This window comes from Polaribacter sp. L3A8, assembly GCF_009796785.1.
Lineage (GTDB): Bacteria > Bacteroidota > Bacteroidia > Flavobacteriales > Flavobacteriaceae > Polaribacter.
Genome location: NZ_CP047026.1, coordinates 2,115,597 through 2,137,500, shown reverse-complemented (window position 1 = coordinate 2,137,500; position 21,904 = coordinate 2,115,597). Strand labels below are relative to the sequence as shown.

At 30.4% G+C, this 21,904-nt stretch carries 11 protein-coding genes, 1 tRNA gene and 2 rRNA genes (1 of these 14 running past the window's edge); 11 read left to right on the top strand and 3 right to left on the bottom strand.

Going from position 1 to position 21,904, the window contains the following annotated elements; translation table 11 throughout:
- Window positions 1–789, top strand: a 23S ribosomal RNA gene (locus GQR92_RS08825) (it extends 2,097 nt beyond the left edge of the window).
- A 188-nt stretch (window positions 790–977) separates the two neighbouring features.
- Window positions 978–1,087, top strand: a 5S ribosomal RNA gene (gene rrf, locus GQR92_RS08820).
- A gap of 139 nt (window positions 1,088–1,226) precedes the next feature.
- Here the strand turns inward: rrf and GQR92_RS08815 are convergent.
- Both GQR92_RS08815 and GQR92_RS08810 read right to left on the bottom strand, forming a co-directional pair.
- Complete coding sequence (locus GQR92_RS08815) at window positions 1,227–2,216, bottom strand: ISAon1 family transposase (RefSeq protein WP_158842065.1); 990 nt, start codon at window positions 2,214–2,216, stop codon at window positions 1,227–1,229.
- Entirely contained in the window at window positions 2,203–2,553 is a 351-nt protein-coding gene (locus tag GQR92_RS08810; protein ID WP_158838035.1) for an ISAon1 family transposase N-terminal region protein, read from the bottom strand. Before GQR92_RS08810 ends, GQR92_RS08815 begins: the two co-directional genes overlap by 14 nt.
- A 77-nt stretch (window positions 2,554–2,630) precedes the next feature.
- Here GQR92_RS08810 and GQR92_RS08805 point away from each other — a divergent pair.
- The 3 genes from GQR92_RS08805 to GQR92_RS08795 all read left to right on the top strand — a co-directional run bounded on the left by GQR92_RS08805 (window position 2,631) and on the right by GQR92_RS08795 (window position 6,167).
- Window positions 2,631–2,704, top strand: a tRNA-Arg gene (locus tag GQR92_RS08805).
- A 206-nt stretch (window positions 2,705–2,910) separates the two neighbouring features.
- Complete coding sequence (locus tag GQR92_RS08800; RefSeq protein ID WP_158838839.1) at window positions 2,911–5,280, top strand: TonB-dependent receptor; 2,370 nt, start codon at window positions 2,911–2,913, stop codon at window positions 5,278–5,280.
- Window positions 5,277–6,167 (top strand): DUF4249 domain-containing protein, encoded by an 891-nt coding sequence (locus GQR92_RS08795; RefSeq protein WP_158838837.1) that lies wholly within the window; start codon window positions 5,277–5,279, stop codon window positions 6,165–6,167. Before GQR92_RS08800 ends, GQR92_RS08795 begins: the two co-directional genes overlap by 4 nt.
- 305 nt (window positions 6,168–6,472) lie before the next feature.
- On the opposite strand, the gene GQR92_RS08790 is transcribed toward GQR92_RS08795, so the two are convergent.
- Window positions 6,473–9,040, bottom strand: coding sequence for a T9SS type A sorting domain-containing protein (locus tag GQR92_RS08790; RefSeq protein WP_158838835.1), 2,568 nt, complete (start codon window positions 9,038–9,040; stop codon window positions 6,473–6,475).
- A gap of 568 nt (window positions 9,041–9,608) precedes the next feature.
- On the opposite strand from GQR92_RS08790, the gene GQR92_RS08785 reads away from it, so the two are divergent.
- From GQR92_RS08785 to GQR92_RS08760, 6 genes are all read left to right on the top strand, one after another.
- On the top strand, window positions 9,609–11,990 hold the full coding sequence (locus GQR92_RS08785) for a polysaccharide lyase 6 family protein (RefSeq protein WP_158838834.1): 2,382 nt from the start codon (window positions 9,609–9,611) through the stop codon (window positions 11,988–11,990).
- A gap of 167 nt (window positions 11,991–12,157) precedes the next feature.
- On the top strand, window positions 12,158–13,078 hold the full coding sequence (locus GQR92_RS08780; protein WP_158838832.1) for a polysaccharide lyase family 7 protein: 921 nt from the start codon (window positions 12,158–12,160) through the stop codon (window positions 13,076–13,078).
- Between the two features lie 18 nt (window positions 13,079–13,096).
- On the top strand, window positions 13,097–15,406 hold the full coding sequence (locus GQR92_RS08775; protein WP_158838830.1) for a chondroitinase-B domain-containing protein: 2,310 nt from the start codon (window positions 13,097–13,099) through the stop codon (window positions 15,404–15,406).
- A gap of 316 nt (window positions 15,407–15,722) precedes the next feature.
- Window positions 15,723–18,002 carry an alginate lyase family protein gene (locus tag GQR92_RS08770; protein ID WP_158838828.1) on the top strand — a complete coding sequence of 760 codons (2,280 nt, stop codon included), beginning with the start codon at window positions 15,723–15,725 and terminating at the stop codon, window positions 18,000–18,002.
- Between the two features lie 26 nt (window positions 18,003–18,028).
- On the top strand, window positions 18,029–18,403 hold the full coding sequence (locus tag GQR92_RS08765) for a cupin domain-containing protein (RefSeq protein ID WP_158838826.1): 375 nt from the start codon (window positions 18,029–18,031) through the stop codon (window positions 18,401–18,403).
- Window positions 18,404–18,671: 268 nt separating this feature from the next.
- Window positions 18,672–21,902 carry a SusC/RagA family TonB-linked outer membrane protein gene (locus tag GQR92_RS08760; protein ID WP_158838824.1) on the top strand — a complete coding sequence of 1,077 codons (3,231 nt, stop codon included), beginning with the start codon at window positions 18,672–18,674 and terminating at the stop codon, window positions 21,900–21,902.
- Window positions 21,903–21,904 lie beyond the last annotated feature (2 nt).

Below are 21,904 nucleotides of genomic sequence, written 5' to 3'. Positions count from 1 at the left end.
TTAGTATTGGCTTTGGATAAGTAATGTGTAGGATAGGTGGGAGACATTGAAGCGGCGTCGCTAGGCGTTGTGGAGTCGTCCTTGAAATACCACCCTTTGCTTATCTAGAGTCTAACTCAGAGATGAGGACAGTGCTTGGTGGGTAGTTTGACTGGGGTGGTCGCCTCCAAAAGAGTAACGGAGGCTTCTAAAGGTACCCTCAGTACGCTTGGTAACCGTACGTAGAGTGCAATGGCATAAGGGTGCTTGACTGAGAGACATACAGGTCGATCAGGTTGGAAACAAGAGCATAGTGATCCGGTGGTTCCGCATGGAAGGGCCATCGCTCAAAGGATAAAAGGTACTCCGGGGATAACAGGCTGATCTCCCCCAAGAGCTCATATCGACGGGGGGGTTTGGCACCTCGATGTCGGCTCGTCACATCCTGGGGCTGGAGAAGGTCCCAAGGGTTGGGCTGTTCGCCCATTAAAGTGGCACGCGAGCTGGGTTCAGAACGTCGTGAGACAGTTCGGTCTCTATCTGCTGTGGGCGTTAGAAATTTGCGTGGATCTGACTCTAGTACGAGAGGACCGAGTTGGACTGACCTCTAGTGTACCTGTTGTTTCGCCAGAAGCATAGCAGGGTAGCTACGTCGGGAAGGGATAAGCGCTGAAAGCATATAAGCGCGAAACCCACCACAAGATGAGATTTCTTTAAAGGGTCGTTGGAGATTACAACGTTGATAGGTCATAGGTGTAAAGGCAGTAATGTCATAGCCAAGTGATACTAATAACCCATAGACTTATGTACGCTTCCCGCCGAAAGGCGGGAGCACAGACTCTTTATTTATTAGACGATTTAGATATTATTTTACCATATGTTAACTTATAAGCAAGCGATGCTTGCGGTTTTTAGTTGATCGTTATTAGTTGATGGGGCTGTATTGTATACAGTTTTACCAAAAACTATAAACCAACAACAATTAATAACCAAAATCTTAGGGTGGTTATAGCATTGGGGCTCACCTCTTCCCATCTCGAACAGAGAAGTTAAGCCCAATCGCGCCGATGGTACTGCATTTATGTGGGAGAGTAGGTCGCCGCCTTTCTTTAATACGGACTAATATCCGTATCTGTAAACCTCAATTCTTAACGAATTGAGGTTTTTTTATATTACCATTTTATGGTTTATATATACTAGAAACTAGATAATTATGGATCAAGTCAAAAAGTTGTGGGATTTAAGAATTACGCAAAAATAGTAGTAAGTCTATATAAGAAAAAATCCACATTTCTGACGCCTCTAAACTGTGCTCTAAAGGCTTTAATTTTAGCATTGAATGATTCTGCTGATGCATTCGTACTTCGATTATCAAAATAGTTTAAGATGTTTTTATAATGTATCGACATCGTTCTAGCTATAGTGTTGAAGCTTTTAAAGTGTGCCTGTCTTACTTTTTCATCCCATTTAGCAAGTCTTATAAGTGCTGATGTTTTGTCTGTAGTGTTATTGAATATCCAAGATAGATTTTGACATAACTTGTATGCTTTCTCTATATCAGGATATTTTTCAAACAGTATTTCTGCTCTTATGGCTTGATTTTTAGTCCATTTATTACTTGATTTATATAATAGATATCTGCTTCTAGCTAATAGTTGTTTGAGAGTATCTCCATTAGGTAATAGTTTTGGGGTGTATTTTAAAGATTTATTTCTGGTTTTTTCAATGGCATCATTCTCAGCATCAATCGCTTCCCATCTATGTTTAATTCTTATTTCTTGCAGTGCATCTAATGCTAATTTTTGCACATGAAAACGGTCTATTACTAAGGCAGTATTTGGAAAGGATTTCTTGACTATAAGCCCCATATTTCCTGCCATATCCAAGGTTACTTCCATGACTTTCTTCCTATGTTTTAAAGGAATTTTATGAAGTATTTTTATGACAACTTCAGCTTTAGTTCCTTTGATCATGGCTACTATTGCGCCTTTCTTTCCTTTAGCTAATTTATTTGTTATTATGGTATATAAATCACCGTTAGAAAAGGCAGTATCATCAAGTGATAAGTGAGTACCTAAATTCTTTGTGAACAATAACCAGTCTGTTGCGTGCTTCTGTTGATCCCAAGCTTTAAAATCACTTAAATAATCCTTATACTGTCTTTGTAAACTTCTGGGATTTACTCCGTAGAAATTAGCTACAGTACTAGTGCTAGTGGCGTTATTACTTACTGATATCTTTTAAAAAAGCAGCAAATTCACTAGTTATTCTAGTGCCTTTTGCTACTAATTGCCAATCTCTAGTAACCACTTTTTTAGAATTTTCCTCAACCCAACGTCGTCTAATAACGTGTAGAAAAACGTTTTTACCTCGAATTGGGAAATCTTGAACAGTAGCTTCAGGAAAGAAACCTTTAGAATTTAATTTAAGTGCTTTGAATTCTTCAGGAATCGTATTTAATTCTGTGAAATGAAAATGAAGTTCTCCATTTTTAACTTCGTGTTTCGTTAGTTTAAAGTAGTCAACAAGAATTTCTGGTAATAATAGTTTTGTTAATTCAATTGAAGTGTCCAAAATAGAGATTTATTAGACTGTAAAGTTCATGCTTTTTAATTTACTCCACAACTTTTTGTGTTGATCCATAATTATCAGGGCTCTTAGCTCAGCTGGATAGAGCACCTCCCTTCTAAGGAGGCGGTCGAAGGTTCGAATCCTTCAGGGCTCACTGAAAAACAAAAACCTTACTTGAATAAGTGAGTTTTTTTTGTTTTAATAATTAATCTCATGATACCTCTAATTATATGAATAACTATAGATTACTTTTTTTTCCTGGTAATAATTTTGTTTTTCTATACAAAATAGAAAAAAGTTATGTCTTATTGTAATAATATGTCTTATTAACGTTATAGATTATATTCCTCTTTCAACGCTATGAAAAAAAGTCTAAACTATATTTTATTACTATTTTGTGCTACCTTATTTTCTCAAAATTATACCATACACGGTATTATATCAGATACTAATAATGGGGAGAGATTAATAGGAGCTACTATATATAATCCAAACACAAAATCATATACTATATCAAACTCTTATGGGTTCTATTCTTTAGAACTCCCAAAAGGAGAAAATACTATAAAAGTATCATATCTTGGATATAAAACATATGCAAATACCTTAATTATATCTCAAAATATTTTATTAAATATAGATTTAACAGAAGAATCAAAAAGTTTAAATGAAATTTTAATTAATGCCCAGAGAAAAAATGATATTACTAATTCAGAACCAGGTACTCATATCTTAAATTTAGATAAAATAAAACAAATTCCTGCTGTAGCAGGTGAAGTTGATATTTTAAAAGGTCTCCAATTATTACCAGGAGTACAAACATCACATGAAGGCACTACAAACTTATCTATAAGAGGTGGGTCTCACGATCAAAACTTATTTTTATTAGATGATGCACCCATATATAATCCATCTCACGCTCTTGGTTTCTTTTCTGTCTTTAATACAGATGCTATTAAAAACGTAAAGTTATATAAATCATACATACCTTCTCAATTTGGCGGAAGATTATCTTCTGTAGTTGATGTAAGAATGAAAGAAGGTAATAATAAAGAGCAGAAAGTAAGCGGAGGAGTTGGCTTAATTGCAAGTAGACTTACAATAGAAGCTCCTATTATAAAAGAAAAATCTTCTTTTATGTTGTCCAGTCGCTATAGTTATGCTGGTCTTACAGCTAATACTTTAGGAAGCGGACTACAATCGTTAGGCGTTAGTAGTTTGAATAATTTTAGCTCCAACAATGAAATTAATTTTTATGATATTAATGCAAAAATCAATATTGAACTAAACCAAAATAACCACCTTTATCTTTCAGCTTATAATGGTAGGGATCATTTTTTCTATATAGACATTGATGATAGCAGCAGTATGGATTGGGGAAACGTAATTGGAAACTTACGTTGGAATCATACATTTAATGATAGGTTATTTTCTAACACGATGCTTGTTTATAGTAAGTATGACTATTCTTATATTTTGAAAGATGATACTAGGGAGTTTAAATGGTTTGCAGAAATGCAGGAGATTGATTTAAAATCTGATTTTGATTTTTATATGAATACTGAAAATCATTTAAAATTTGGATTTGCAATAGAAAACCACTTTTATGAACCAGGAAAATTAACACCTAGGAATTCTGAATCTATTTCTAAAGGGTTTGAATTAGAAAATAAAAAGACTATTGAAGCAAGTGTTTATATAAATAATACTCAAAAAATAACCAATAAATTAAAAGTAAATTATGGTTTAAGATATTCAAGTTTTTTCTTGTTAGGTAATGCTTCTGTTAATAGTTATGATTCAGACTTTAATATAACTTCAACAGAAGAATTCAAAAACGGAGAATTAGTTCAATTTTATCACGGTTTAGAACCAAGAGTTTCTACAATTTATAATATAAATAATAGACAATCAATAAAAGCAGCGTATACAAGAACACAGCAATATCAACACCTTATTAGTAATTCTACTGTTGGGTTACCAACCGATGTTTGGCTTCCTTCTGATACTTATATAAAACCTCAAACAGCAAATCAATATTCTTTAGGCTACTATGCAAGTACTAAAAACAGCAAATTTGATTTTTTTACGGAAGTTTATTACAAAGAAATGAATAATGTAATTGATTATATTGATAATGCTGATTTATTTTTAAATCCAAACATTGAAACGCAAGTGCTTTCTGGTTCTGGAGAAGCTTATGGAATAGAATTTTCACTTGAAAAAAAGACAGGCAATTTTACAGGTTGGTTAAGTTATACTTGGTCTGAAACGAATAGAACTATTGAAGGGATTAACAATGGATTTTCTTATCCAACAACTTTTAATAAAGAACATAATTTTTCAACCACACTTTCTTATAAATTCTCTGAAAGATTTAATATTTCTTCTATTTTTAAATTTACTTCGGGAGGATTTATAACATTACCTGAAGGTACATTTAATTTTTATGGAGTGGGCTTTAATTACTATTCTGATAGAAATGGTTATCGTTTACCTGCTTATCATAGAATGGATTTTTCTGCAAATTTAAAATCGAAAAAAAATAACACTAGAAATTGGCAAGGAGAATGGTCTTTTGGAATATATAATTTATATAATAGGAAAAATATATTTTCTTTATTTGTAAAGCAAAGTAATGATGACTTAAGTTTTAATAAAGCTTACAAAATGTACCTATATGGTGCTACCCCATATGTTGGTTATAACTTTAAATTTTATTTTTTATGAAAAAATGTATAGTTATTAGTTTAGTATGTTTATCATTTTTAGGCTGTGTTGAAGAATTTAATTTAGATTTAAACAAGGTAAAGCAACGTGTAGTCATTGAAGGTTTAATAGAAAACACATCCGGTCCTCATTATATAAGAGTTACTAAAAGTGCAACTGGTGCATTTATAAAAAATAATTATTTAGATATAGATGAAAATGTAGAAATAATAGATGATGCTATTGTCGTGGTATCTGATGATTCAGGACAAATAGAACAATTAGTATCAATACCTCAAAATAGTCAAAATGAAGATATATTCGATAAAGGAGGCTATTATAAAACAACAAATTTTAAAGGAGAACTGAATCGTAAGTATACACTTAAAGTAACAACAAAAGATGGTGAAATTTATACAGCATCAGATTATATGAAGCCTCCCCCTACAATTAATTCATTGGCTTATGAATTAAGAATTTTGGAAAAGGACGGACAAGAGTATTATGTGCCTTTATTGTCTTTTTTTGAGCCACAAGAGACAACCGATTATTACCTCATAGCACAAAATTTTGTGAGATCAAATCCAAATAGAATCTCTAGTTGGAATTTTGAGGTATTGTCAGATAAAAATCTAAATACAGGAGATATTCAGATTTTTTTAGATAATGGTGCTTCTCCAGAAAATTTTGGATATTACTACTATTTTACTGGAGATGAAATAAATATCAAAACGAGCAGTATTTCAGAAGAAACCTATGAGTATTTTAAGTTTTTATTGGAGCAGTTTAAACAAGATGGTGGGGTTTACAAACCCACACCTGCATCACCACCAACTAATATTAATAATGGTGGTTTAGGTTTCTTTCAAGCATCTTCTTTTATAAAATCTAAAGTTAAAATTAAATAATAAAAAGATAATAAATTAAAGGATATAATATTATTCTAGTAAGTCACAATTTTCTGATTTGTAAATGAGTTTTGCTTGCGTGAAGGATTGCAGTGGAAAGCCCACAGTGAGGTACGAACGAGGACTTGAAACGTAAAGCCTGACCATTTTTATTACGAATTATTATTTCTTTTAAGATTCTTCAATAAAAAATGGGCACGCCCTAGAAATGAATTTATTATTTATGGTATTGATAATTTTTAATTATAAAAAAAACCTGATACAATATGTATCAGGTTTGCTTCTTTAATTATTTTTTTATAAAATTATTGTTTTATTATTTTTTTGGTATATGTTTTACCGCTTGTACCTTGTGTTGTTATTAAATAGAGTCCGTTTGTGTATTTTGAGAAGTTTAAACCTACTGATTCTTCATCTGATTTATATTTTTCTGTAAATACTGTAGCACCATTTGTATTTATTATTTTAATACTTTCTATGGTATCATTTTCTAGTCTTATTATTGTATTATCTATTATTGGATTGGGATATACACTTGCTTTTTGTAGAGTGCTTGTATTTTTATTTGATTCTTGACTATTTGGTGTTAATCCGTTTAATATAGCGTCTATAATTTCTTGCTCTTGTGCGTCTGTTAATCCTGCATTTTGATTTGTTTTACTATTAAAGGTTAATTGATATGTAAAACCGCTATCATAACATCCACAAGCTGGTGTATACATTCCTATGATATATAACTTATTATCATTAAAAGTATAACCAGGGTAATTGGTTGTTAAACTCCATGTGTTTGTTGATGTTGTACCTGCAAAAGGTGGCAAATTACTACCAGTGTTATTACCATGTGCAAAAGTGCTCCAATCTATTACTATAGAAGGATATGAAGATACTTCTGCAACATACCAATGATAATCTGTACAGTTACCATGTAATTTATCATCTGTTGTTCCGTTTGAATTTAATGAACCTGTAATAGCTTTTGTAAGACCATCATGTTCTACTGTAATTGCTAAATTTGGGTCTTCTACTTCGCCTACATAAATATCATCTATAGCTAAATCATTTCCATCTCCATTACCTGTTTCATTTAAAATTATTTTTACAGTTTCTGTTGTACCTGTTGCAGTAAAGTTAATTGTTTCTGTTTGCCATGCGCAAGGGTCTGTAGTTGCCATGTTAACGGTAAACATTGCGTTAGAACTTGCTGCTTCTAAGGTTACTTGTGGTTTTATATCAAAGGTACATTGCGGCATGTTTTTAAAATTAGCACATACTTTATATGTTTTACCTTTTTCTAATCCTGTTAATGTTTGTTCCCATACGGTGCTTGAACCTGCTTGTTGTGTTTTTCCGTTTACTACCAAAAATTTATTATTGCTAGCATAGGTTGTTGGGTCTGCACAATAAGAGTGATCTTTAATATTTGCTCCGAAAGCGGCTGCTGTTGTTGTTACATTGTATTCTCCTGGAAATGTTGTAGCTGTTTGAGAATAATCGCTAGAAAAACCTGTGTTTCCTGCTTCAAAATTTGCATTGTCGACTAAGTTTGTAGCATCACAACAATAGGCTCCATCATTATTATCACAAAAACAAACATCATTATTTATACCAGATGTTTGTCCATCTTGAACTCCTAATACTGGATTTGAAGAATATTGTGTTACTGTTTGTAAATTTCCATTTAAATCTACTAAATCAAAAGTTAATTTAGTTACTATATCGTAACATGTACCAGAAGTTTGGTTTGGAAACAATGCTGCTGCTATATTAAAAGAATAGTTATTTGATGTAATTGTAGGTGTATTATTTGTTGCAACGATTGCGTTACTTTGATAAATATCTAGCGATATGTTTACATTAACGGCACCTTTAGGAACATCAAAACTACCACCATAAGTGTTTTTTTCATCGATACATTCTTTTCCTTTTAAATCTAAATCGATATAACCTTCATTGGTGTTTTTACATTCTTTACATACATCATCTATATAAGTATACCCTTTATGACCACCTGCAGAACAATCTGAATTAATAAACATAACTACAACCTCTTGACCTATTTTACTAGATAAGTCTAAATATGCACAACGCCAGTCTCTATAATAAGTTCTTCCAGAATTTACGGCATTAATAAATGGGTTACTTGGGTTACCGATATCTATAATTTTATCTATAGTATTACCAGACATATCTACTGCTTCTGCTGCAAAAAACACTTCAGATCCGTTGGCATCTCCATTGGTTCCAGAATGACTTTTATCCATTACTATTGCATATTGAAAATAATATTTAGCATTTTCTGCTGTAACTACAAAACGTTTTGCTACTGCTTCTGCACTGTGGCCTGCGGCATCATTACCTAGACGTAAAGATTTTGTTCCTGATGTACCAGGTGCAGTTCTTTGTAACGGATAAGATGGGCTAGCTGTTGATATTATGGGGTCTAGACCAGAAAGCTGAATGGATGTATGATTTTGACCATGTGCAGGACCTGTAAAAGGTAAAGCTGCTACACCTGGGTTTAAAATTAATCCGTTTTCTATAGGTAACGTTTGTATAGAATGTTTTAATCCTATTCCTGTCCATCCAGCATAATCATCTTCGAAACCACCATTTTTACATGCATTTTCTGATAATGGAATTTTATCTAATATAGATTTAATTTGTGCAGAAGATTTTAATGTTGGTTTGTATTGATCTTCTATAAAAATATTAATTTCTTTAGCTAATCTTGGTTTAGTCCATTGTATATCATATTCGTAGTTTAATTTACGTTCTTTAACTTGAATAATAGTGTCTTTGTAAATTTGTGCACTTACTACATTGGTTATTAGTAATAGTGCTACAAGGATAAATTGTGTAGTTGTTTTCATAATGTTTGGTTTAAATTTCCTACTCTTAATTGAAGACTTTTCGGATACCGTCTTTGTGTTTATTTTATACAAAACATATTTTTTATAAAGGATGTTTTTTGTACACAAACTTCTTGGTTTGTTTTTAAATTTGATAATTTCTTATTCAATTGTGTTTTCATGATTTTTAGGTATTTGATTAGTTTTTCAAATTTAGTTTGTTCTTTTAACTCTAAGTACAGGCGAATCCTCCTTTAATAAAGGTATTTACACTGTTTTATAAATTGTAGTTGTTTAGAGTGTTCTTATTGCTTAGTAACTAGAGAGATAGTTGTTTTTATAGCCTATATATTTGAAGGAATGTATTAGTTTCTACTTATTTTAAACAATGTTTAGAAACTAATCACTAAATGATTAGAATTACTTAAATTATAAATGATAGCGTTGTGTTATTTATTTCTTGAATGTTTCAGTGTTTTTTTTATTTGATATAAATTTGTATATTTGGTTAACCAAATTGGTTTACCAGTTTATTTTTATAAACTGATTTTTTTTTGATTTGATAATATCTGTAATAAATTATTCTTTTATGAAAAACACTGTCTTTATACTTATCATTATTTTTACTTTAAGAACTGTTAATTTTTCTGCTCAAGAACAAATAGTGTCTAATATTACAGAATACAATAACACTATTAAATCAGCAAAAGCTGGAGATATAATTGTGTTAAAAAAAGGAGTTTGGCAAGATGTTGAATTAAATGCATTTGGAAAAGGTGAAGAAGGAAAACCAATTTTAATAAAAGCGGAAGTTCCTGGAGAAGTAATAATAACAGGTAATTCTACTTTAAACATTTATGGAGAATATGTAATAGTTACTGGTTTATGGTTTAAAGATGGGCATTCATCCTATAAATCGGTTGTGCAGTTTAAAAAAGATTCAAAAACTTTTGCCAACAACTGTCGTTTAACAAATTGTACTATTTCTTATGTTACCGTTGACAATGGAATAAAAGACCATTGGGTAGACCTTTGGGGTAAGAATAATAGAGTAGATCATAATAACTTTACAGGAAAAACTAGTCCGGGTACAACTTTTGTTGTTTGGCTTAAAGGACAAGAACATACAGAAAATAATCATAGAATAGATAATAATATTTTTGGACCACGAGAAGAATTGGGTGCAAATGGAGGTGAAACGATTAGAATTGGTACAAGCGAAAATTCTAAAAAATCATCAAAAACTTTAGTAGAAAGAAATGTTTTTGCCAATTGTGATGGAGAGATAGAAATTATTTCTAACAAGTCTGGAGACAATATTTATAGAGATAACTTATTTGTAGGAAGTAAAGGTGCTTTAACGCTTAGGCATGGTGATAATGCGTTAGTAGAAAGAAATGTGTTTTTAGGAAATGGTGTTTCTAAAACAGGGGGAGTTAGAATTATAAATTCTAATCATATAATTAGAAATAATTTATTTGTTGGTTTAGAAGGTGATGGTTTTAGAGGACCAATTGTAGTTATGAATGGTGTACCAAATTCGCCTTTAAATAGGTATGAACAAGTTAAAAATGTAGATATTCAGAATAATACAATTATAAATTCGGGTCCTATTTCTTTTGGAGAAGGTAAAGATTCCGAAAAAACGTTAGCTCCTATTAATACTAACTTTTCTAATAACTTAATTTATAATACCAAAACGGATACTAACATTTTGTTTGTTGATGATGTTTCTGGCATTAACTTTAAGAACAATTATATAGATGTACCTACAAAACAAAATTTAGAAGGTTTTATCGCTACAAAAATAGATTGGAAGGAACTTGGGGCTTTTCTTATACCTACAGCAAATAACCAAAATTTACTAGTTACTTCTAAAAATGATAAAAGTTTTAATAAGGATATTACCAATGCTGTTCGTACAGTGTTTACTGCAGGTGCTTTTAATCTAGATTCTAAAATACTACCCAAGGCTTTAAAGTTAAGGGCAGGTACAGCTTGGACACCTACTATTGTTGCTCCAATTGTAAAACCTCTTGAAATTTCGGTGGCACCAGGTGCAGAAACACTAAGAAAAGCAATTGATAAAGCAGCACCAGGATCTATATTAAATTTAACTTCTGGAGAGTATATTTTAGAAAATAAAATTAAAGTTTCTAAAAATATTACAATTGTTGGAGACAAAAATGGAGGAACAATTATAAAAGCAAAAAAAGATTTAGACAAACCTATTGATTATCTTATTAGAGTTAACGAAGGTGTTTATTTAAATCTTAAAAATGCTATTTTAGATGGAGAAAATTCTAATTTAAAATATGCTATTGTTTCTCCGGATAAACAAGAAGCAGGGTTGTATAACTTGTTTGTAGATCATGTTACGTTTCAAAACTTTACAAACAAAAAAGGAGGAAGTGTCTTTAAGGCTTATAATGGTACGCAAGCAGATACTTTAAGTTTTAAAAACGCTAGTTTTAAAAATAATTATAGAGGTTTAAATTTATCTTATGATAAAGATATTATGGGCAAATACAATGCAAATACTATTATTATAGACAATTCTATTTTTGAAAATATTGAAGAAGCAGCTATAAACTATTACAGAAAAACGGTAACCCCAGAAATACCAGGAGGAAATTTAATTGTAAAAAATTCTATTTTTAGTAATGTTTATAATGATCAAAAAGGTAAAATTATTAGAACAGACGGAATTGGAAGTGTAGAAATTACAAATTCTGTTTTTGAAAACAGTTTTAAAGTTACAACTCCTATTTCTTTAAAAGGATCAAATAATAGTATTTCTAATTGTTTAATTTATAATAGCGGTTTTGTAAAAATAAGCGGCAAAGCTAAAAAAGAAAATATACTTTATAAAAACCCAAAATGGGAAGATAAAGCTCTTTTTATTCCTAGTAAAAAATCTTTATTATTAAAGAAAAATAATAATATTGATACGATAGGTCTCATTAATTAAGGACTGTTTTTATTTAAAACTACTTAATAATCAATTTGTTGTTTATTCTGATGATTTAGGCATGAAAATAACATCTGCTCTAAATTTTCTGCTCTAAATTTTTTAAAATCAAATTAAGTGCATATATTTGGTAAACCAATTTGGTAAACCAATTACATGCATTTTTTATGATTCTCAAAAAAACAGTTTTAGTTTTTACTTTCTTAAGTTTTTTTACGCTGATTTGTTGTACTTCTAAAGATGATACTATAGAAGAATTACCCGTTAAAATTGAAGAAGAAGATAATAGTGAGGGGGACAATTTGGTAAATTATGTAGATATAGATTTTTCTAATTGGAAAGTAACTTTACCTGTAGATGAAGATAACAATGGTAGTCCGGATGAATATAAACCAGATGAATTAATAAATGGAAAATACAGAACTATAAAAGCTGTACAACCCTACATGTATGATGATACAACAGATGCTTCTATTGTTTTTTATGCATTTCCATTAAACGCTACGGCTAATAGTAAGTATTCTAGAACTGAATTAAGAGAGTTAATTAAGCCTTCTGACTCTAAAGTTAATTGGACTTTAGAAACTGGTGGAACTATAGTAGGGAAATTGAAAATGCTAGAAGTCTCTAAAGATAAATCATCTTCTAGTGAATATCATAGAGTAATTGTAATGCAAATTCATGGTGTAATTTCTATTGAAGATATGCAAAAACATGGTTTTTCATCAAATAATGGTCCTCCTTTAATAAAAATGACCTGGATTGATGGAGATTTATGGGTTTATAAAAAATCTTTGGTAAACGAAAATACAACAGGAAATAACCTATTAGATGTATCTAGCAGTACTTGGACTGACGAAAAATACAATATGGGTACCGTAGGTTTTAATGAGTTTCAATTTAGTATTAAGGTAACTAAAGGAAGAATTGAATTACAACTAAACAATGAAAATCCTTATATTTATAAAGATATAAGTTTAGCCAAATGGCCTTTTCAAAATTATTACAAAGCAGGGAATTATTTGAATACAACAGATTCTGGTGCTTTTTCTAAGTTAAAATATTATTCTTTATCAGTATCACATTAATCATTTATATAAATTTTTATGAAAAAATCATTTCTAATTATCAGTTTATTTTTAACACTTCTTTCTTGTAAAGAAAATGTTACAAATGAAATTATAGTAGGTAATAATTCAGAATTAATTGAAGCAACAAAAAATGCAAAAGCTGGTGATGTTATTGTTATTAAAAACGGCACCTACAAAAATATAGAAATAGAGTTTATAGGTGATGGAACAAAAGAAAAGCCTATTGTTTTAAAAGCAGAAACACCAGGTAAAGTATTTATTGAAGGAGTGTCTAATTTAGAGATTGGGGGTTCTTATTTACAAGTAAGCGGGCTTTATTTTAGAAAAGGGTATTCGCCAACAAAAGATGCGATTGCTTTTAAAGTAACAGAACAAAAAGTAGCAAATTATAGTAAAGTTACTAATTGTGTAATTTTAGATTATAACCAATTACAGAGAGATAAAGATGATTTATGGGTTCAGTTTTATGGTACACATAACGAATTAAGTAATTGTTATATTGCTGGTAAAACAAACGGAGGACCAACAGTAAGAGTAGATTTAAAAGGAAACCAAAGTATTAGAAATTACCACAAAATTATAAATAATCATTTTGGACCAAGACCTAGAAAAGGTGGGGCTAGAGGAGAATCTATTCAATTAGGAAGTAGTTTTACATCTATGTCTCCAAGTAACACAACGATTGCAAATAATTTATTTGAAGAATGTAATGGTGAAGTTGAAATTATTTCTAGTAAAACAAATTTCAATATTATTAAGAACAATGTGTTCTATAAAAGTGAAGGGTCTGTAGTTACGCGTCATGGTAATTATGCTACAATTGATGGTAATTATTTTATTGGTGATGGTAAAAACAAACAATTTGGTGGAATTAGAATTGTTAACACAGGACATTGGATTATCAATAACTATTTTTATAATATTATAGGTGAAAACTTTAGGAGTCCATTAGCAGTTATGAATGGTATTCCTAAATCTCCATTAAATAGATACAATCAAGTTACAGATGTTGTTGTGGCATTTAATACCTATGTAAATTGTAAATCGCCTTGGCAATTTGGTGTAGGTACAAATATTGCACAAGCAGCTGTATTACCAAAATCAGAAATTCGTTCTGCAAGAGCGCTAAGAAGTGTTGTTGCTAATAATGTAATTTATAATAAAGAAGGAGATAAGAATCCTATTATAGAACATGACAAAGCAGATGGTGTAACTTTTAAAAATAACATCATTAATAACCAAGGAGTAGATTTTGGAGATGCTAAAAGAATTACTGCAAGTAAATTTGAGTTATCAAAATTAAGCGATAATATCTACATTCCTCAATTAGCAAGTGGTTTGGAAATCTATGGTGGATTTGGTTTTGATACTATTACCGATGATCTTTTTGGAAATTCTAGAGCAAATTCTAATTCTATTGGAGCAACGATTAAAGGAGAATTAAAAGATCCTTTAATTTTAGATAAAACAAAATATGGAGCAAACTGGTATTCTAATGTAATAGAAGCTAAAGAACCTACAGTTATTGTGGCTACAACTGCTAAAGGAGATTTAGAAGAAAAAATTGCAGCAGCAAATCCAGGAGATATCATTGCATTAAGTGCAGGTAAGTATGCTGTTTCTAAAGCGATTGTAATTAATAAAACAATTACCATTCAATCCAAAGAAAATGAAAAAGCAGAAATTGTTTTTACAGGATCAGAGAGCGTACCAGCATTTGAATTGAATCCTTACGGTATTTTAAATATCAAAAATATGGTACTTACAGGAAATGATAAGCAATTACTTTTTGCTAGTTTAAAAGAAAACATGTCTAATCATTTTGGTTTAAGTGTAACCGGATGTGAAATTAATAACTTTAATTATGTTTTAAAAGCTTACAAACAAACATTTGCAGAAACAATTACTTTTACAAATACATCAATTTCTAATTGTGAAAACGGAATTGAATTATCTGAGGAAACAAATGATAGAGGAGATTACAATACAGAATATTTAACTATTGAAAATTGTAACTTTACAAACGTACAGCAAAACGTGATAGATTATTATAGAGGTGGTTATGATGAGTCTACTATTGGTGGAAACTTATTAGTGTCTAATAGTACTTTTACCAATTGTGGAAGCAAGGAAAAGAACGGTATGTTATTAAATCATAGAGGTATTGTAAACGTAAATATTACCAAAAATACATTTACAAATAATAAAGTTGAATATGTTTCTATCTTATGGGGAGCAAAAAATAATATCGAATCTAAAAATACATTAAGTAATTCTGGTAAAATAAAAACTGAAGAAAATTTAGTAATGAAATTGATGTATTAATAACATCTATTTTGATATTAAAAAGGAAGTCAATTAAAACCTTTTTTAGGAGTAGAAATAACTTCAAAAAAATAATTATTGAGTAATTTTTTGAATTAATTACTTTAAAAAGCCCATTTATTTTATTAGATGGGCTTTTTGTTTTTGTCATAAAACCAGTTTTAATACATTAACTATGTTAAAACCAATTATTTCTATCTTATTATTTTGTTAAAATATCAAATAAACATATATTTGGTAAACCAATTTGGTAAACCAGTTTTATTTTATCTTATAATGAATAGAATTAATATCAAATTATTGCTAAAAACGAAACATGAAATTAAAACAAAACATACTATTAAATTTTACGGTTGCACTCATGGTGCTTATAATTTTTTCTTGCGATAAAGAAATAACTCCGGTTTCTAATAGCAAAAAGGCTACTTCAACTTCAAACCAACATCCTAATTTAATTTTAACAGCACAAGGAGTTAAAGATATTAGAGCTCAGTTGGGTCATATTCCAATTTTTGATAGCACATTAAAAGTGGTTAAAGAAGAAATAGATGCAGAAATAGCTTTAGGAATAGAGACTCCAATACCTTTAGATTATTCTGGTGGTTATACACATGTTCGTCATAAACGTAACATGATAGTATTACAGAAAGCAGGTGTTTTATATCAAATTTTAAATGACGAAAAATATGCAAAGTATGTAAAAGACATGTTAATGCAATATGAAGCGATGTATAAAACTTTACCATTGCACCCAAAAACAAGGTCTTATGCAAGAGGTAAATTATTTTGGCAATGTTTAAACGATGCAAACTGGTTGGTTTATGTAAGTCAAGCTTATGATTGTGTGTATAATTATTTATCAGAAGAAGAACGCAATAAACTAGAAACAAATTTATTTAAACCATTTGCAGATCATATTTCTGTAGATAGTCCGCAATTTTACCAAAGAGTTCACAACCACAGTACTTGGGGAAATGCTGCCGTTGGTATGATTGGTTTGGTAATGAATGATCAAGAATTAATTGATCGTGCGTTATACGGAATTAAAGATTTAAAATTAGATACAGAAGAAAAGGATGACGATGGTGGTTTTTTGAATAAAGATGGTAAAGCTGGTTTTTTAGCAAATATAGAAGAACCTTTTTCGCCAGATGGTTATTATAATGAAGGGCCTTATTATCAGCGTTATGCAATGTATCCTTTTTTAGTTTTTGCAGAAGGACTACATAATGTAAAGCCAGAATTAAAGATTTTTGAATATAAAGAGGGAGTGCTTTTAAAATCGATTAATGCACTTTTAAATTTATCGGATGCAGATGGAGATTTTTTTCCATTAAATGATGGTCAAAAAGGGATGTCATATTATAACGATGCTTTAGTTACTGCGGTAGATATTTCTTATCTTTTTGGTAAACAAGATGCAGGTTTATTAACAATTGCATCAGAACAAAATAAAGTTTTATTAGACGATTCTGGTTTGGCTGTAGCATTGGGTATAAAAAAAGGAAAAGCCAAACCTTTCGAAAAAAAGTCTATTAATTTATCTGACGGACCAGAAGGGAAACAAGGTGGTGTAGCCATTTTAAGAAACGAAGATATTGAGCTTGTTTTTAAATATGCATCACAAGGTTCTAGTCATGGTCATTATGATAAATTATCATATTCATTATATGAAAAAGGCGATGAAGTAATTCAAGATTATGGTTTAGCTCGTTTTGTAAATATTGAACAAAAAGGTGGTGGAAACTATCTAAAAGAAAACAAAACTTGGGCAAAACAAACAATTGCTCATAATACGGTAACTCAAAATGAAACTTCTCATTATAATGGTAAATATGAAATAGGTAGTCAAAATCATCCAGACCTACATTATTTTTCTTCGGATAACAAAAACGTACAAGCTTCAAGCGCAAAAGTAACCAACACCTATCCTGGTACAGATATGCAAAGAACGGTAGCGGTTATTAAAGATGAAGATTTCGAAAAACCATTTGTATTAGATATTATGAAAGTAGTTTCTAATAAATCAAATCAGTATGATTTTCCGTATTACTTTTTAGGTCAAGTTTTAAATACCAATTTTGAGTATACCATACCAAAAACATTAAAACCTTTAGGTAGTAAAAATGGATATCAACATTTATATATAGAAGGTAATGGAAAATCGAAAGAAAGCAACGCTAAATTCTCTTGGTTAAATAAAGGTAAGTTTTATACTTTATCAACTATTTCTAATGCTAAAGATGAAATACTTTTTACAAGAATTGGTGCTAATGACCCAGATTTTAATTTACGAAGCGAAGCTGCAATAATGCTAAGGAGAAAAAACACCAAAAACACACTTTTTGTATCAACAATAGAGGCGCATGGTAGTTATAGTTCTGTTTCAGAATCAGCTATCAACTCTAAAAGTAATATTAAAGAAATAAAAGTGGTTTTAGATACTGTAGATTATACAGGTATTTCCATCAGAACTTTAAAAGGAGATGCTAAACTATTTATTACAGCAAATACAAACGCTTCTAAAGAAGCAAAACATAGTTTAAAAATCAACAACAAGAATTATACTTGGGTAGGTTCTTATTATTACAAATAAACTTAAAATAGAATAAAATGGGAAAAATGAATAGATTCAGTGACAAATATGTTATTTCAAAAGAATTAGAATGGGAAGAACTTGGAGGTGGAGTATCAAGAAAATTCTTAGGTTACGATAATCAAATTATGATGGTAAGTGTAAAATTTGATAAAGGAGCATTAGGTGCTCCACATCAACATTTTCATACGCAAGCTACTTATTGTGTTTCAGGTAAATTTGAATTTGAAATTGATGGAGAAAAGAAAATTGTAGAAGCAGGAGATGGTGTTTATATAGAACCTAATTTATTACATAGTGCAGTTTGTTTAGAAGAAGGACAACTAATTGACACGTTTAGCCCGGTGAGAGAAGATTTCTTAACAGGTGATGGCCCATCTTATTTTGGAGATAAGGCATAAGGAAAAATATGCCAGCCATTACAAGAGGTTAAACAGTTTTATTTGATTATGGAGATTCAGTTTATTTTCCACCTCGTGCATTTTGTGAAGCATCATGTACAAAAGTAGCTATACTAATAGCTGTTTTATTCCTAATAAAGAAAGTTTTATGGAGTAATTAATAATAGATATTCACTTAAATATAGCAGTATTTAATTTTAAGAGTAGATTGACATTTTTTTAAAATTAAATGTTTTTTTAAAAGAAAAATAATTCAAAACAATTAATAATGAACTTAAAAATTACACTAGTATTTATTGCAATGCTTTTTTTTAGTGCAGTAAATTTTGCACAAGAAAGTGTTACAGTTACGGGTAATGTTATGTCTAAAACAGATAATGAGCCCATTCTAGGAGCTAATATTATTCTTGTAGGAACTATAAAAGGAACAAGTACAGATTTTGATGGTAATTATAAAATTAACGTTAAATCTGGAGATGTTATTCAGTTTTCTTACTTAGGCTTCAAAACTAAAACAGTAACTTTTATAAATCAAAAAACAATTAATGTAGCCTTAGAAGAAGATTCTAATATTTTAGATGAAATTGTTGTAGTTGGTTATGGTAATCAAAAACAAAAAAATGTAACGAGTGCTTTAACAAAGGTTTCTGGAGCTGATCTTCAAAACCAAGCAGTATCTCGTGTAGAGGATGCTCTTAAAGGTAGAGTTGCAGGTTTAAGAATTCAAGTAGTTTCTTCTGAAGCTGGTGGAGATCCTAAAATCACCTTAAGAGGACCTGGTTCTGTTACCGGTTCATCTTCTCCTTTAATTGTGGTTGATGGGGTTATTTTAGGTACAGATTCTGATATTTTAGGATCTATAGATAATAATAATATTGAATCTATAAGTGTTTTAAAAGATGCTTCTTCTGTTGCTATTTATGGTTCTCGTGGTGCAAATGGGGTAATTTTAGTAACCCTTAAAAAAGGGATAGCCGGTAAAACGAGATTCTCTTACAATACGTATATAGGGTATAGATATGCAGATAAAAACGATAATTTTAACACCACAATATCTCAAGAAAGATCTAGATTAGATGGTTTACAAAGTACAGTAGATGCTATTTCTCCTAATAGTATTAATTATAGTAGAATTATTGGCGATTATAATACTGCTTATGCTGAGTTAGAAGCTATGGATTTTATTGCATCATTAGGTGGTGGAGAAAGAAATCTACAAGATGAAGTTTTTGATGGAGGTTTTACAAAGAGTCATTCTTTTGCAGTAAGAGGTGGGTCTGAATTAACAAGTTATTCTGCTTCTTTAGGATATCTTGAAGATGAAGGTATCGCACTTACAGATAACTTTAATAAGTACAATGCTAGAGTAAAAATCGATAGTAAATCAAAAAATAAGAAAATTAAGTACGGGGCAAGTATTCGTGTAAATTATAACGATCAAAAAAAGTTACCAGCTAGATTTACAGATCCATTAAGACAAATGGGGCATGTGCCTTTATATTTAAATGAAGAACATTTAAAATATGTAACTAATTTTTCTACCGATGTTGGTGTTTCTACTGATGCAGGAAAATTATTTGAAAACTTAGGTGTTGGTAGTTATGGTTTTTCTAGAGCTTTCGATCATGTTTTTACTGTAGATCCTAATAATCCTAGAGCAATTGCAAGAGATCCTAATACAGGTTTGCCAACAGTTAGCCCTTTAACATCAGGTGGTTTAACGTTATCAACAACTAAAAACGTACATCCTTTAGTGCATTTCTTAGAAAGATCTAGAACCAAAAAGAAATTAAGCTTAAATGCATCTTCTTATATTGAATTTGAATTGGCAGACGATCTTCATTTTAAACAAACTGTTTCTGGTGTTTTTAGTCATAATAAATCTAACGAAGCAGATTACTTATATGGTCAAGAAAATAGAGATCAAGAAGCTTATCGATTAGAAAGAAGAGATGAATTAAATCAATATACATTTGAATCGCTTCTTAGGTATAAGAAAAGTATTGGTAAACATAACTTTAGTCCAGTTCTTGGATTTGAATATATGCAGAGTGATAATTATAGACAAGAATCAGAAGCTGTAGGTTTTACTAATGATTTTAATAATAATATATCAATTGCCGATGGTGGAACTACCTATACAGATAACGCAAGCGAGAAGCTTGTTTCTTATTTTGGAAGATTAGATTATAATTATGATGAAAAATACTTATTTCAATTATCAGTAAGAAGTGATGCAAGTACAAGATTTGGTCCAGATTCTAGAACAGGATTTTTTCCAGCTGCATCTTTAGGTTGGGTGGTAACAAACGAAAAGTTTTTCCCATCAAACAATATCGTCTCGTCTCTTAAAATAAGAGCTAGTTATGGTGTATCTGGTTCTAATCAAATATCAAATAATATATTTGAATCTTTATACAGATTTGAAGAAGCATTTAATTCTGTTAGTTATAATGGAAGTACTGGAGTTAAGGGGATTACTTTAGCAAACCAAATTCTTGGTTGGGAAAAATTAAGAGAATTTAACCCAGGTATAGATGTTACATTTGGTAGAGGTATTCTAAGCTTAACAGCAGATTATTATACAAGAACAAGTGAAGATTTATTACTGTTTGCACCTACTTCTGCTACTTATGGTACAGATAATTGGTTGCAAAACCTTGGTGAGGTAAAAAATGAAGGGGTAGAACTAGAATTAAGTTCTAGAATAATCTCTAAAGAAGACTTCCGTTGGAGTGCATCAGGACAATTTTCTTTAAACAGAAATACCGTAGAAAGTTTAGGTAATAACGAGCAAATTATTTCTAGAATAGATCAAGATACAAGACCTACAGAATTTATTGCTAAAGTTGGGCAACCAATTACTTCTTTTTATGGATGGGTATATGATAAAGAAATTCCGTTAGAATGGGTAGACAATCCTTTTAATAGATTTAACAATAAATATGCAGATGTATATGTAAAAGATTTAAATGGTGATGGTGTAATTGATGATGATGATAGAACAGAGTTAGGTAGCCCTTATCCAGATTTCGAATGGGGTTTTAATTCTGATTTTACCTTGTATGATTTTGATTTTTCTTTCCAATTACAAGGATCTCATGGAGCAGAGGTAAGAGTTGCAGATTTAGATCAGTTGTATTTTGAGAGTGAATCTGCAGTAAATGAAGTTTCTAATTTTCCAGATAAAGACTTAACGGTTCATAGAAGATTTACAGATGATCACATACAAGATGCCTCTTTTGTAGCTTTAAGAAATTTAACAATAGGGTATACGTTGCCAGAATCATTAACATCAAAATATAATTTTGATAAATTAAGATTTTATGTAACAGGAGAAAATTTATTATTCTTTACAGCTAATGGATATGAAGGATTTAACCCTGAAGCTGCTGGTCAAACATCAGATAACGCAAATACTCCGTTAACCGCAGGTTATCAAAGAGGAGATGGTCCCGTGGTTAAAACAATTTCTGCTGGTATTAACTTTCAATTTTAATT

Coding starts and splice junctions, on each gene's coding strand:
- GQR92_RS08765 (WP_158838826.1), top strand. CDS start 18,029: ATGAATAGATTCAGTGACAAATATGTTATTTCAAAAGAATTAGAATGG.
- GQR92_RS08775 (WP_158838830.1), top strand. CDS start 13,097: ATGAAAAAATCATTTCTAATTATCAGTTTATTTTTAACACTTCTTTCT.
- GQR92_RS08770 (WP_158838828.1), top strand. CDS start 15,723: ATGAAATTAAAACAAAACATACTATTAAATTTTACGGTTGCACTCATG.
- GQR92_RS08785 (WP_158838834.1), top strand. CDS start 9,609: ATGAAAAACACTGTCTTTATACTTATCATTATTTTTACTTTAAGAACT.
- GQR92_RS08800 (WP_158838839.1), top strand. CDS start 2,911: ATGAAAAAAAGTCTAAACTATATTTTATTACTATTTTGTGCTACCTTA.
- GQR92_RS08790 (WP_158838835.1), bottom strand. CDS start 9,040: ATGAAAACAACTACACAATTTATCCTTGTAGCACTATTACTAATAACC.
- GQR92_RS08780 (WP_158838832.1), top strand. CDS start 12,158: ATGATTCTCAAAAAAACAGTTTTAGTTTTTACTTTCTTAAGTTTTTTT.
- GQR92_RS08795 (WP_158838837.1), top strand. CDS start 5,277: ATGAAAAAATGTATAGTTATTAGTTTAGTATGTTTATCATTTTTAGGC.
- GQR92_RS08760 (WP_158838824.1), top strand. CDS start 18,672: ATGAACTTAAAAATTACACTAGTATTTATTGCAATGCTTTTTTTTAGT.